The 13,633-nt window shown below is 64.9% G+C and carries 13 protein-coding genes; 3 read left to right on the plus strand and 10 right to left on the minus strand.

Going from position 1 to position 13,633, the window contains the following annotated elements; genetic code table 11:
* Positions 1–3: 3 nt before the first annotated feature.
* The gene (locus EOC83_RS11890; RefSeq protein ID WP_013532451.1) at positions 4–207 is read right to left on the minus strand and encodes a DUF680 domain-containing protein; all 204 of its coding nucleotides are present in this window, start codon (positions 205–207) and stop codon (positions 4–6) included.
* Positions 208–671: 464 nt separating this feature from the next.
* Between EOC83_RS11890 and EOC83_RS11895 the strand changes: the two genes are divergently transcribed.
* Both EOC83_RS11895 and EOC83_RS11900 read left to right on the plus strand, forming a co-directional pair.
* Positions 672–1,349: a response regulator gene (locus tag EOC83_RS11895; protein ID WP_013532452.1), complete on the plus strand. Its 678-nt coding sequence runs from the start codon at positions 672–674 to the stop codon at positions 1,347–1,349.
* A 13-nt stretch (positions 1,350–1,362) separates the two neighbouring features.
* Positions 1,363–2,715 (plus strand): sensor histidine kinase, encoded by a 1,353-nt coding sequence (locus EOC83_RS11900; RefSeq protein ID WP_013532453.1) that lies wholly within the window; start codon positions 1,363–1,365, stop codon positions 2,713–2,715.
* A gap of 28 nt (positions 2,716–2,743) precedes the next feature.
* On the opposite strand, the gene EOC83_RS11905 is transcribed toward EOC83_RS11900, so the two are convergent.
* The 9 genes from EOC83_RS11905 to EOC83_RS11945 form a co-directional block, all read right to left on the minus strand.
* The gene (locus EOC83_RS11905; protein WP_013532454.1) at positions 2,744–3,622 is read right to left on the minus strand and encodes an ABC transporter permease; all 879 of its coding nucleotides are present in this window, start codon (positions 3,620–3,622) and stop codon (positions 2,744–2,746) included.
* A gap of 13 nt (positions 3,623–3,635) precedes the next feature.
* Positions 3,636–4,490: an ABC transporter ATP-binding protein gene (locus tag EOC83_RS11910; RefSeq protein WP_013532455.1), complete on the minus strand. Its 855-nt coding sequence runs from the start codon at positions 4,488–4,490 to the stop codon at positions 3,636–3,638.
* A gap of 142 nt (positions 4,491–4,632) precedes the next feature.
* Complete coding sequence (locus tag EOC83_RS11915) at positions 4,633–5,619, minus strand: ABC transporter substrate-binding protein (RefSeq protein ID WP_245265360.1); 987 nt, start codon at positions 5,617–5,619, stop codon at positions 4,633–4,635.
* 203 nt (positions 5,620–5,822) lie between these two features.
* Positions 5,823–6,602, minus strand: coding sequence for a 4-hydroxy-tetrahydrodipicolinate reductase (gene dapB, locus EOC83_RS11920; protein WP_063167708.1), 780 nt, complete (start codon positions 6,600–6,602; stop codon positions 5,823–5,825).
* A gap of 8 nt (positions 6,603–6,610) precedes the next feature.
* Positions 6,611–8,704 carry an ATP-dependent helicase gene (locus EOC83_RS11925; protein WP_013532458.1) on the minus strand — a complete coding sequence of 698 codons (2,094 nt, stop codon included), beginning with the start codon at positions 8,702–8,704 and terminating at the stop codon, positions 6,611–6,613.
* A 97-nt stretch (positions 8,705–8,801) separates the two neighbouring features.
* Positions 8,802–8,975, minus strand: coding sequence for a hypothetical protein (locus EOC83_RS11930; RefSeq protein WP_013532459.1), 174 nt, complete (start codon positions 8,973–8,975; stop codon positions 8,802–8,804).
* 430 nt (positions 8,976–9,405) lie between these two features.
* Entirely contained in the window at positions 9,406–10,578 is a 1,173-nt protein-coding gene (locus tag EOC83_RS11935; protein WP_013532460.1) for a M20 aminoacylase family protein, read from the minus strand.
* 33 nt (positions 10,579–10,611) lie between these two features.
* Positions 10,612–11,838, minus strand: a complete 1,227-nt coding sequence (locus EOC83_RS11940; protein ID WP_013532461.1) for a Zn-dependent hydrolase — start codon at positions 11,836–11,838, stop codon at positions 10,612–10,614.
* On the minus strand, positions 11,835–13,043 hold the full coding sequence (locus tag EOC83_RS11945) for a diaminopropionate ammonia-lyase (RefSeq protein WP_013532462.1): 1,209 nt from the start codon (positions 13,041–13,043) through the stop codon (positions 11,835–11,837). The genes EOC83_RS11940 and EOC83_RS11945 overlap by 4 nt, the downstream gene beginning before the upstream one ends.
* 72 nt (positions 13,044–13,115) lie before the next feature.
* Here EOC83_RS11945 and EOC83_RS11950 point away from each other — a divergent pair, with 72 nt between their 5' ends.
* Positions 13,116–13,625, plus strand: a complete 510-nt coding sequence (locus EOC83_RS11950) for an Lrp/AsnC family transcriptional regulator (protein WP_063167707.1) — start codon at positions 13,116–13,118, stop codon at positions 13,623–13,625.
* Positions 13,626–13,633: the final 8 nt, after the last annotated feature.

Consider the following 13,633-nt stretch of genomic DNA (forward strand, 5'->3'; position numbering starts at 1 on the left):
CGATTAGCGGCCGAAGAGGTTGCGGTCAGCGCCCTGCGAAGCGGGGGCCTGGACGGTCTGCGTCGACTTGGAGACCGAAGCGGTGATCGAATGGTCGACAGCGACGGCAGGCTGATTGGCGTTGGCCGAGCCATAATTGTCGCTGCCGGCAAAAGCAGTGCCCGTGGCAACGAGGATGGCGGCGGCGGTAAGAGCGATCTTGGTCATTTTAATTACTCCAGTATTTGTCATGTCCGTCTAGTGGCGTGCCCTTGGGAGGAATTTCGCGTCGCTCGGACCACCCCGAGATGGGCTCGCGCTGCCGCGGATTCCAATCACGAAGATGTTCCCCCGCGGCTCGAATCCAGGCCTTGAAATTTGACACAGGGTCTCGGCGGTCATAATTTAACTGTTTGAAATCAGACAGTTAATCGATAACGCCCATCACCAGGCGCGACCGCTCGCCAGGCCGGCGTTCACCATCTGCTACACAGTGCGTCAACAGAAATCGAACTGAACGGTTCGGTTTGAAGCGATTGCGCACCATCTGAACTTCTGGATCTCCTACATTTGCCTTGCGGTTGGATCGAGATTATCGCTTGTGCACGATCATCAATCGGGCGCGACTTGGCGGCGCCAGTTGAAGAAGTGGCGGAAATCCGGGTGACCTGCACCCCAGGACAGCGATAGAAATGCGGTTGCTGCTTGTAGAAGACAATCGCGAGCTGGCGGATTGGCTGGGCAAGACCCTGCGTCAGGCGAACTATGTCGTCGACATCGTCCATGATGGCGAGGATGTCGAACACGCGCTCGCCGCCGGTGACCACGCGCTTGTCATCCTCGACCTTGCGCTGCCGCGCATGAGCGGGCTGGAGGTGCTGCGAATGTTGCGGACGCGCGGCAACCGGGTGCCGGTGATCGTGCTGACCGCAAACGCCAGTCTCGACGGCCGGGTCAAGGGCCTCAATGAGGGCGCCGACGACTATCTGGCCAAGCCCTTCCAGATCGAAGAGCTCGAAGCACGAATCCGCGCGCAATTGCGCCGTGCCAATGACCGCACCGCGCCGGTCGTTGCCTGCGGTGATCTCGTCTTCGACACCAACACGCGGCTGTTTTCGCTTGCCGGCGAGGCGCTGGCGCTGACACCGCGCGAGCATGCCGTGCTTGAGCAATTGATGGTCAAGGCCGGACGCACGGTGAGCAAGGCGGCATTGTCGGCCGCGATCTACGATTTCGAGACCGACGCCGATCCCAGCGCCATCGAGATCTACGTGCACCGCGTGCGCAAGAAGCTCGACGGGTCGCGGGTCCAGATCGCCACACTGCGTGGCCTCGGCTACCTGTTGCGCCAAGACGATTTGGCGCCGTGACGATCCTGGCGCCATGAGGATCAACAGCCTCCGCCTGCAATTGCTGGCATGGGTGGTGCTGCCGCTTGCCGGGCTCGCGACCATCAACCTGTGGACCAGCCAGCGCAACGCACTGGCGACCGCGGACCTGGTCACCGACCGGATGCTCGTCGGATCGGCGCGGGCGATTGCCGAGCAGGTCGCCATGGTCGACGGCGTGCTCGATGCCACGGTGCCCCCGGCGGCGATCGAGATGTTCGACACCGGCGACCGCGACAGCGTCTACTATCGCGTCGAGACAGCCGGCGGGCGGCTGCTGACCGGATATCCCGACCTGCCCGAAGCGCCGCAGCATGCCAGTGTCGAGGCCGCCTACCGCGATCACCAGCTGCGGCTCCTGACCCTTGGCCATGCGGTGATCGGCGCCGGCAACGACTCGCCAATATCAGTCACCGTGGGCGTCACCCTTGCCGGCCATGACGCCATGGTCAAACAGCTTTGGTTCAGCGCCTTTGCCCAGCAACTGGCGCTGGTGGCGATTGCCGGCGTGTTCGTGCTGCTCGGCTTGCGTCGCGGCCTGGCGCCGTTGATCCGGCTGCGCGATGCGGTACGCTCGCCAAACCGCAGCGACCTTGACCCCGTCGAAGTGCCCGGTGCGCAAAGCGAGATCCGCCCGCTGATCGACGCCCTCAACGCCTACATGGAGCGCGTGCGGGCGCAGATGGCGGCGCAACGCCGCTTCATCGCCAATGCGGCGCACCAGCTGCGCACGCCCCTGGCGCTGCTGTCGACACAGGCAAGCTATGCGCTTCGCGAAAGTGCCGCCGATGCCCGCCAGGAGGCGCTGGTGGCGCTGCAGGCGAGTTCCGGCAAACTGGCGCGGCTGGCCGAACAGCTCTTGACCCTGTCACGCGCCGAGCCAGGCAGCCGGCGGCCGCGCGCCGACCGCATTGACCTGGCGGAAGCCGCCCGGCACGTGCTGGAAACCCTGGCGCCAACGGCCATCGATCGCAAAATAGATCTCGGCCTCGAGGAGGCTGGCCCCGTTCCGGTCATCGGCGACGGCACCATGCTGCGCGAGATGATCGTCAACCTCGTCGACAACGCACTGCGCTACTCCCGGGCTGAGGGCAGTGTCACGGTGAAGCTGGCGGCCATCGACGGCGAAGCCGTGCTGACGGTCGCCGACGACGGGCCTGGCATTCCGGCGGACGAGCGAGACCATGTCTTCGAGCGCTTCTACCGTATTGCCGGTTCGACCGAGGAAGGCAGCGGGCTGGGACTCGCCATTGTACGCGAGGTCGTCGAAAATGCCGGCGGCCGCGTCACCCTTGGGGATGGCGCGGCCGGCGGTCTGTTGGTTGAGGTCAGGCTGCCGCTGGCCTGACCGGTCAGGCTGCCCCTGGTCTGACCGATCACGTTCCCTGCTCGTTGAACGGCGCCGGCCGCCACTTCACGACATAGTTCTCGAAGCGGGTGATGATGAACTCCACCACCAGCGCCATGACAGCCAGGATGATCATCGCGGCGAACACGCCATTGGCGTTGAAGGCGCCCTGCGCGGTCGAGATCAGCAGGCCCATGCCTTGCTTGGCGCCGAGGAACTCGCCGACCACCGCGCCGACCAGCGCGAAGCCGAAGCTGACATGCAGGCTGGCGAGGATCCAGCTCATCGCCGAAGGAATGATGACGGTGCGGGTGATCTGGAACGGCGAGGCGCCAAGGATCTGGGCATTGGCGATCATTGCCCTGTCGGCCTCGCGCACACCCTGGAAGGCGTTGGCGAAAACAACGAAGAACACCATCACCACGGCAAGCGCCACCTTGGACGCCATGCCGAGGCCGAGCGCGATGATGAACACCGAGCCGAGCACGACGCGCGGCACCGAATTGGCGATCTTGATGTAGATCGAAAAGACATCCGCCAACAGCCGATTGCGGCCGAGGATGATGCCGGCGGCGATGCCGCCAAGGGCACCGATGACAAAGCCGAGGAAGGTTTCCTCCAGCGTCACGTAGATCTGCAGCCAGAGTGGGCCTTGCGAGGTGCCTTCGGTGATCCACGACCAGATCTGCTGCCAGATGCCAGAAGGGCTGGCGAAGAAGAACGGGTCGATGATGTTGTAGTCGGCGCCGAGTTCCCACAGGCCAAGGAAGACGACCAGGATCGCCAGGCGCAAGGAGATGACAAGCGCGTGGCGGCGGCGCAGCCTTGCCCTCGCCCGGGCTTCGGCAACGGCGATGGAAGCATCGCGGACGGCGGCCTGGTTGGCGGTCGGAGAGATTGCGGTCATGCTGTTTCTCCTTTCAATGTCCGGTCTGCAAGGTCCGGCTCTGGCCGAGCTGCACTTCCTCGCGCAGATCGTTCCAGATCACCTTGGCGATCTCGACGAAGTTCGGGTCGTAGCGGATGTCGGCCATGACGCGGGGGCGCGGCAGGTCGATGCGGTAGACGCTCTTGACCGTGCCCGGCCCAGCGGTGAGCACATAGACCTTGTCGGCCAGCGCCACCGCCTCCTCTAGGTCGTGGGTGACGAAGACAACCGAGGATTTCTGCTCCGACCACAGATCCAGCAATTCGTCCTGCATGGCGGTGCGCGTCTGCATGTCGAGCGCGCTGAACGGCTCGTCCATCAAAAGGATCTTGGGCTGGTTGATGAAGGTCTGCGCCAGCGCGACGCGCTTGCGCATGCCGCCCGAAAGCTGGTGCGGATAGTGCTTCTCGAAGCGGCCGAGGCCGACGCGGGCGATCCAGTCGCGGGCGCGGTCGTAGGCCTGCGCCTTTGGCGTGCCGCGATAAAGTGGACCGGCGGCGACATTGTCGATGACACTGCGCCAGGGAAACAGCGCATCCGCCTGGAAGACAAAGCCGATGTCCCGGCTGATATCGGTGACCGGCGTGCCCATGACGCGGACATTGCCGGTCGTCGGCCGCAACAGGCCGGTGACCAGGTTGAGCGTCGTCGACTTGCCGCAGCCGGTCGGCCCGACGACGCAGGCGAACTCGCCGCGCGCCACGGTCATCGTGAAATCGCGGATCGCCGTCATCATGTGCCCGTCGGGCGTGACGAAACGCAAGGTCACATCATCGATGGCGATCGCGGCGTCGGCTTGTGGCGCGGCCTGAGACAGCTTCTCGGCCGCCATGGGTTGCACTTGCATGGCGCACTCCTGTCGCAATGGGGCAAGGGAGCCCGCGGCAGTGCCACGGATCTCCAGGTGTTCGGGAGGCCGCGCCGCTGCCTTCTTGATTCAAGCAGCCGGCGCAAGTCCTTGTTATTCAACGAGTGGTAGGCTGGCGCCGCTATTTGGCAGCGTCGACGAATTCGGTCGTGTAGGTCTTCGACAGGTCGATCTGCTTGCCTTGCAGGCTCTTCGAGAATGTCGAGAGAACCTTGAGCACGGTCGGCGGACCATCGGCCGGCATGCGGCCATCCGGCGTGAACATCGCCTTGCCGCCGGCCAGCCCCTGCACGTAAAGGTCCCGGTTGCCGGCATAATAATCCTTCGGCATCTTGTCGGCGATCTCTTCGGCCGAATGCGTGGCGATGAATTTCATCGTCTTGACGAAGGCATTGGCGAGCTTCTGTGCCTCATCCTTGTGGCCTTCCAGCCAGGAGGACTGGACATAGAAGGACGCCGCCGGATAGTCGCCGCCCAGCGCTTCCTTGGTCTTTTCGGGCGTGCGCATGTCGACCAGGATGCTTGCCTCGCCGGTCTTGAGCAGTTTGGCGATGGTCGGCTCGGTGGTCATGCCGGCCTGGATCTGGTCCTGCTTGACGGCGGCGATGAAGGTGTTGCCGGCGCCGACCGGCAGCAGCGTGTAGTCGCCGGGCTTCAGGCCGCTGCGCACGGCAAGATACTGGGTCAGGAAATCGGTCGAGGAGCCGAGACCGGTGACGCCGAGCGTGGCGCCCTTGAAATCGGCGGGCGACTTGATCTCCGGGTGCTTGGCGGAGACCAGCTCGACCTCACCGGGCGCTTGGCTGAACTGGACGATCGACTGGATGTATTTGCCCTTCGACTGCAGGTCGACGGTGTGATCGTAGAAGCCGACAACGCCTTGGACGGCACCTGCCAGCAGTTCATTTTCGGCCTCGACCCCGGCGCGCGAGTTGAGCAGTTCGACATCGAGCCCCTGGTCCTTGAAGTAGCCGAGCTGCTGGGTGAGCACGGCAGGCAGATAGATCTGCTTTTCCATGCCGCCGACGATGATGGTGATTTTGTCGGCAGCCGAAGCCACCGTGGCGCTTGTGGCTGCAATAGCAAGGCTTAGCGCCGCTGTGCGCAGGGCGCACTTCGAGATGAAACCGGTCACGAAACTTCCTCCACTTGGGCGGCGCGCCATCCCGGCTGCGCCGCATTCCTCCTTACCGGCCGCTCCCGCACCGGTCACACGGCGAACGCCGTAATGACTTCATGGCACGCCCAAGCTTTCAGCTGGCTTTCAGTCGTTTTAACGGCCGTTGAAATGGAATCCGTTGTGGCTGCCGGTCACGGAGCGCCGAAACCGAGAACGTCGCGCATGTCGTATTCGCCGGGCGGGCGTCCCTCGAGCCAGAGCGCGGCGGCAATGGCGCCGCGGGCGAACATGACGCGGTCGCCGGCCGCATGCGACAAGGTCACAAGCTCGCCTTCGGCACAGAAGCTCACGCTGTGTTCGCCGATGATGCTGCCGCCACGCAGCACCGCAAAGCCGATCTCACCGGGAGGCCGCGCGCCAATGGCGCCATCGCGAACAGGCCGCGCCACCGCGTCGAGCTCGACCTTGCGGCCGCCGGCCACGGCCTGGCCAAGCATCAAAGCGGTACCTGACGGCGCGTCGATCTTGTGTCGGTGATGCGCCTCGAAGACCTCGGCGTCCCAGTCTTCGGGATCGAGCGCTGTCGCCGCCTGTTCGACCAATCCGACCAGCATGTTCAGCCCCAGCGAAAAGCTGCCGGAGCGCACGATGGCGATGGTCTTCGCGGCCTCGGCGATGTCGGCGAATTCAGTCGCATCGAAACCGGTCGATCCGATGACCAGGGCCGGCCCGCCGCGGGCGGCGCAAAACCTTGCCAGGTCAGCCGAGGCCGCCGGCGTCGTGAAGTCGATGACCACATCGGCCGTGGCAAGCGCCTCCTCGCGGCTGACCAGCCCATCGCCGGCAGCGCCGGGCCGATGGAACCGCGCAGCGAGCGCCAGCCGTGGATCGACCCGCACGGCGTCCGTCATCTGGCGGCCCATGCGGCCGAGCGCGCCGGCGATGGCGATCCTGATCGGCGGCTGCGGCATGGCCTCGGCTATTTCCACATGCCGCGCATACGGGCGCCAATGTCGACGCGCACCTCCGGCCGGGCCGCCCTGCCCTGCGCGGCCAGCGCGCTTGGCCACGACATCTGTTCGAACGCGGCGAGGATCGAGGCCGGGATGAAACGGGTGCGCGAGGCATAGAGATGGCGGTCGCCGCGCGCCGCCTGGCCATGTGGAAAGAAACGCTGCGGCATGACCAGGTTGAGATTGTCCTTGGCCCGTGTCATCGCGACATAGAGCAGCCGGCGCTCCTCCTCGATGTCCTCCTTGGTGCCGACGCCGAGATCGGCCGGGATGCAGCCATCGACGGTGTTGAGCACGAAGACATTTTTCCACTCCTGGCCCTTGGCCGAGTGGATGGTCGACAGGATCAGATAATCCTCGTCGCGATGCGGCGGCCCAGCCTGGTCGCTGGTGGCGTCCGGCGGATCGAGCGTCAGTTCGGTCAGGAAGCGCTCGCGCGAGGCATAGCCCGAGCCGATCTGCTCAAGTTGCAACAGGTCGGCCCGGCGCGTCGTCGCGTCCTCGTGGATGCGTTCCAGATGCGGCTCGTACCACAGCCTGATCTGTTCGAGGTCGGCCGGCCATCTGGCGCCGGCGCGCAGGCCGGAATAGAGCGCGACGAAGCCAGGCCAGTCGTCCGCCGCGCGTTGCGGCGGACGCCAGCCGGCCAGCCCCATGGCCTCGTCCAGCGCCGTCGTCATGGTCTCGACGATCTGCGCGGCGGCCGAAGGGCCGATGCCAGGCAAGAGTTGCAATACGCGAAAACCGGCGACCCGGTCGCGCGGGTTTTCGGCAAAGCGCAGCACCGCCAGCACATCCTTGACGTGGGCGGCATCGAGAAACTTCAGGCCGCCGAATTTGACGAAGGGAATGTTGCGCCGCGTCAGTTCGATCTCCAGCGGCCCGCTGTGATGCGAGGCGCGAAACAGCACCGCCTGGGATTTCAGCGCTGTGCCCGCCTCGCGCTCGGCCAGGATGGTGTCGCAGACGAAATTGGCCTGCTCGACTTCGTCGCGCACGGTCACCAGTTTTGGCCTGTCGCTGGATTTGCGCTCCGACCACAGGTTTTTGGTGAAGCGCTCCGAGGCTTCGCCGATCACCGCGTTGGCGGCAGCAAGGATGGTCTCGGTCGAGCGGTAATTGCGCTCCAGCATCACCACGTCGGCGGCTTGCGCGAACTGATTGGGGAAGTCGAGGATGTTGCGAACCTCGGCGGCGCGGAACGAATAGATCGATTGCGCATCGTCGCCCACCACCGTCAGCCCGGCGCCGTCGGGTTTCAGCGCCATGAGGATCGAAGCCTGCAGGCGATTTGTGTCCTGGTATTCGTCGACCAGCACATGGTCGAAACGCCCGCCCAGATGCGCCGCTATCTCGGGCTCCGCCGCCATCTGCGCCCAGTAGAGCAGCAAATCGTCGTAATCGAGCACGTTTTGCGCCTGCTTGGCCTCGACATAACCGGCGAACAATTCTTTCAGCTGCTCCGCCCAGCCGGCGCACCAGGGAAAGGCGGAACCCAACACCTCGTTGAGCGGCGCCTGCGCGTTCACCGCGCGCGAATAGATGGCAAGGCAAGTGCCCTTGGTGGGGAAACGCGCTTCCGTCTTCGAGAAGCCGAGTTCGTGGCGGACCAGATTCATCAGGTCGGCGGAATCCTCGCGATCATGGATGGTGAAGGCCGGGTCGAGACCGATCTCCAGCGCATAGTCGCGCAACAGCCGCGCGCCGATGCCGTGAAAGGTGCCGGCCCAGGTCAGCGCATCGGTGATGACGGCTGCATCGCGGCCGAGCACCTCGCCGGCAATACGCTCGACGCGCCTGGCCATTTCGGATGCCGCGCGGCGCGAAAACGTCATCAGCAGGATGCGGCGCGGGTCGGCGCCCTTGACGATCAGATGAGCGACGCGATGCGCCAGCGTGTTGGTCTTGCCAGATCCGGCGCCGGCAATGACCAGCAACGGGCCGGCAATCTGACCGGCGCCGTGCTCGACGGCCTGGCGCTGGGCATCGTTCAGCCGCGCGAGATAGGCAGGCTGGACGGTCGGTTCCCGAAAGGTCGAATCAGCGGTGGCGAGGTTCATCGCCCATCAAGCATCGTTTCTGCTTTGTTCGCAACATCGATGCGGGCACACCTAACCCATGCAGGACTGGGGCCGGTCTGAAGAGAAGGGATCGCGGCTAGCGTTGCGGATCGACACCCATGTCGGCCGACTGCCGTCGCAAGGTCTCGCGATCAGGTTGCGACGGCGGCAACAGCAGCGGGTCGACCGTATCGGGCACGTTTTCGACCATCTTCCTGGCGATGCGATAAGTGACATAGGCGAAGGCGCCGGCGACGAGCAGACGGAACATGGTGCAACACTCCTTTGGAGCAGAACCAACCGTAGAAACAGCCTTTGGTTCCCTTGCCAATCGTCCACGCGCGCAGTCGAAGATGGAGGGCGGTTTCGCCGGCGCTCCCGATGCATTCTCGAGGCAACCGGAGGCGGAACTTGGCCTTTGCGAGGTTCGCGTGCTGCCGCAACCCGCTGTGGCGTCCCGGACGAACTTTTGGAGAAGAAGGCCGGCGCCGCTTGGGAGGAGTGAAGCGCCGGCCAAGCGGATAATTAAGTCCGCCGCACAGGTAAGGCTAGCTGAGTCTTTCCCCTGCGTCATCGGGGGATTGTCTTTGTTAAAAACGTACCGACGCACACGGCCCTATCGGTCACCAGCCGTCAAGAGCTTGTCTTGACCATCATCCCGGCAATCTCAATAAACCCGGGAGTTGGCGATCAAAACGCGATCATCTTCCCGCGTCGCCACCCAGCCTTTGCCTGACCACGGCTACATGGAAATTCGTGCCGAACAGCAGCCCGTCATCGTTGAAGTCGTAGCTGGAATTGTGCAGCGGCGCGGAAGCTTCGCCATTGCCGAGGAAGACGAAGCAGCCCGGCACGTGGTCGAGGAAGCGGGCGAAATCCTCCGAAGCGGTCATCGGCTCGCGGGCGACGGCGATGTTGCCGGGTTCGAAGACGCCTCTGGCGGCGGCGAATGCGGCATCGACCAGTTCGGCATCGTTGCGCAGCGGCACGAACTCCCTGCTGTACTTGACCTCGGCGGTGACATTATAGGCGGCAGCGATGCCCTCGGCGAGAATGCGCATCTGCCGCTCGATCTCGGCGCTGACCTCGGGACGGAAGCTGCGCGCATCGCCGAGGATGCGGGCAAGACCGGGCAGAGCGTTGCGGGTGCCGTCGGTGATCAGCTCGGTCACCGAAACCACGGATATGTCGGCCGGACTCAGTCGGCGCGAGACGATGGTCTGCAGATTGGTGACCAGCGCGCAGGCCGCGACCAGCGTCTCGTTGCCCGCATGCGGCCGCGCGGCATGGCCGCCGAGCCCCTTGAGCACGATCTCGAAGTTGTCCTCGGCCGACATTATGGGTCCGGCACGGGTCTCGAAATGCCCGATCGGCAGGCCGGGCATGTTGTGCAGGCCAAAGATCTCGTCGAAGGGAAAGCGCTGCATCAGCCCATCTTCGAGCATGGCGAGTGCGCCCCTGCCCCATTCCTCGGCCGGCTGGAAGACGAAGCGCACGGTGCCGTCGAAACCGCCCTCACCGGCCAGCAGCTTTGCCGCGCCGAGCAGCATGGTGGTGTGGCCGTCATGGCCGCAGGCATGCATGATGCCGGGATTGCCGGACCGGTAAGATGCGTCCGATTGTTCTGATATGCGCAGCGCATCCATGTCGGCCCTCAGCGCAATCGCCCGGTTGCCGCTGCCGCGCTTCAGCGTGCCGACGACACCGGTGCCGCCGACGCCTTCGGTGACATCGTCCAACCCAAATTCGCGCAGTTTGGCGGCGACGAAGGCGGCGGTGCGCTTCTCCTCGAAGCCGAATTCCGGGTGTGCATGCAGATCGCGCCGCCAGAAAATCATCTCCTGCTTCAGCGCGTCGCGATCGAGTTCAGACATTCTTCTGCCCCTTCTGCTTCTGCCCCTTCTGACCTACTTTGCCAGTTGCGCGGCCACATCAAGCAGGATGTTGGCGCCGGCAACAAGCTCGGCGTCATCGGTGTGTTCGCGAGGACTGTGACTGATGCCGCCAACGCTCGGCACGAAGATCATCGCCGCAGGCGCGATACACGCCAGCATCTGCGCGTCGTGGCCGGCGCCTGATGTCATGCGCCTGACCCCGAGGCCACGGCGTTTCGCGGCGGCCTCGATTTGTTCGACGATGCGCAGGTCGAAGATCACCGGTTCGAAGCGGGCCAGTTGCTCGACCGAAACCGTCACGTTCTCAGCGGCGGCAAGCTGCTCGAGATAGGCGGCAAGCGCCGCTTCCGCCGCCTGCAGGCGCTGTTCGTCGGGATCGCGCAGATCGACGGTGAAGACCGCGCGCGAAGGGATGACATTGATGGCATTCGGCTCGAAGCGGATCGTGCCGACGGTGGCGACGGTCGGCGCGTTCGAGGCTTTGGTCCGGTCGAGCAGGAAGGTGATGACCCGGGCGGCGGCGTGGCCGGCATCGTTGCGCATCGACATCGGCGTGGTGCCGGCATGGTTGGCGACGCCGTCGATTGTGATGCGCTGCCAGGAGATGCCTTGCAGATTCTCCACCGCGCCGACCGGCAAGCCTTCGCGCTCCAGCACCGGCCCTTGCTCAATATGCAGTTCGAGATAGGCGTGCGGCGTGAGGAAGCCGGGTTCCCGGTCGCCGGCATAGCCGATGCGGGCAAGCTCCTGCCCGAGCACGCTGCCGTCGGTGCCGACGGCCGCCAGCACCGTTTCGGCATCGATGCCGCCGGCGTGGACCAGCGAGCCCATCATGTCGGGTGTGTAGCGTACGCCCTCCTCATTGGTGAAAGCGGCGACCGCGACCGGGCGCGACGGCGAAAAGCCTGTCGCCTTGAGCGTCTCGATCACTTCCAGCCCGGCAAGCACCCCGTAGCAGCCGTCATAAATGCCGGCATCGATGACGGTGTCGATGTGCGAGCCGATGAGCAGCGGCGCTTGCCCGGTGTTTTCCGGGCTTTGCCAGATGCCGAAAATGTTGCCGACCCGGTCGATGGCGACATCGAGCCCGGCCTGCCGAAGCCAGCCGACGAAGAGGTCGCGGCCCTGCCTGTCGGTGTCTGAGGCGGCCAGCCGGGTCAGCCTGCCCTCGACATCCCGGCCAACAGCGCCGAGTTCGCGGATGCGGCCGAGCAGGCGCTGCGCATCGATGGCGATCATGCCGTTGCCTCGGCTGTCATCTTGCCTTCCAGCACATCGGCCGGGTTCATGCCAACCAGTTCGGCGTAGCGATGCGGGTCGGTGGCGCCTTCGGTGTTGATCACCAGCACCCGCGATTTGCCGTCAAGTCCAAGATCGGCCCGGTTGTCGGCCACCGCCCGGATCAGCCCGGCAAGGCCGACACCACCGCTTTCGCCGGCGACGATCACCGGGTCACCGCCGGCCGGCCAGGCCAGCCGCCGCATCACCGCGATGGCCTCGTCCTCATCCACCGTCATGAAGGCGTCGGCGGCGCGCGCCAGCACCCGCCAGGCGACCGGCGAGGCTTCGTAACATTCAAGCATGGCCATCACCGTCGGCTGGCCGTGCGCGACCTTGACCGGGCGCCCGACCTGGGCGGCTGCGAAGACACAAGCGGCACGCGCCGGCTCGACCACGATGAAGGTCGGCCTAGCGTCACCGAGCACGGTGGCCAGATGACCGGCCAGCGCGGCGGCAATGCCGCCGACACCGGCCTGCACGAAGACGTGGGTCGGCGTCCGAGGGAGTTGGCGCAAGGCTTCGCGTACGATCGCGGTATAGCCCTGCATGACCAGGCCGGGAATGCGCTCATAGCCCGGCCACGAGGTGTCGGAGACCACGGTCCAGTCCTTGTCGGCCGAAACCTGGGCAGCTTGCCTGACCGAATCGTCATAATTGCCGTGGACGCGGATCATCTCGGCGCCATAGCGGGCGATCGCCGCGATGCGCTCCTCGCTGACCCCGGCGTGGACGAAGATCGCCGCCCGCGCGCCGACGAGTTGCGCGCCTTGCGCGACGGAGCGGCCATAGTTGCCGTCGGTCGCACAGGCAAATGTCATCGCCGCGGCGACCGCCCGCACATCAGGCCGATCGAGATCGGCCACATCGAGGAGCCGGCCAAGGCGACTGCCGGCCTCCTCCAGCACCAGGCGGAAGACGGCATAGGCGCCGCCAAGCGCCTTGAAGCTGCCGAGGCCGAGGCGAAAGCCCTCATCCTTGATATGGATGGCGCCCAGTCCGAATTCGCTGGCGAGCGCCGGCAGTGCATGCAGCGGCGTCATCCGGTGATTGTCGCGGTGGCTGAGAAAACGCTCGACCGTGTCGGCTCCGGCCACGCCAAGGGTTTCGGCATCGATCGGATCGAGCGGCCGGCGGTGCGATGCGTTGCGGTTGAGCAGGAACATTGGCCGGTCCCGTTGGTCAGCGAGAACATATTGCAGGAGCAACGCAAAGAGCGCTGTAATATGGTCTCTTAAATGCAAGTTTGTTTCGTCCAGGATATTCCATTGCCTGCATTGCCGTCCTCGCTCGATAGTTTCGATCTCGCCATCCTTGCCATCCTGCAGCGCGACAACACGACGCCGCAGCGGTTGATCGGCGAGGCGGTGAACCTGTCGGCGCCGGCGGTGCAGCGCCGCATCAAGCGCATGGAGCAGACCGGCGTCATTGCCGGCAATGTCGCTGTCGTCGAGCCGGCAGCGGTCGGTCAACCCATCACCATCTTCGTCGAGGTGGAACTCGAGAGCGAACGCGCCGAACTGATCGACGCGGCCAAGCGGCAGTTCTCGGCGACCCCCGAGGTCCAGCAATGCTATTACGTCACCGGCGAGGCCGACTTCATCCTGGTCATCACAGTGGCCGACATGGGCGCCTATGAGGCGCTGACGCGAAAACTGTTCTTCGACAGCAACAATGTCCGCAAATTCCGCACGTTCGTTGCCATGGACCGGGTCAAGGTAGGGTTGACGGTGCCTTTGCCTGTCTAAATATTTGT

Origin of the sequence: Mesorhizobium sp. Primo-A (assembly GCF_003997175.1) — a bacterium.
GTDB lineage: Bacteria > Pseudomonadota > Alphaproteobacteria > Rhizobiales > Rhizobiaceae > Mesorhizobium > Mesorhizobium ciceri.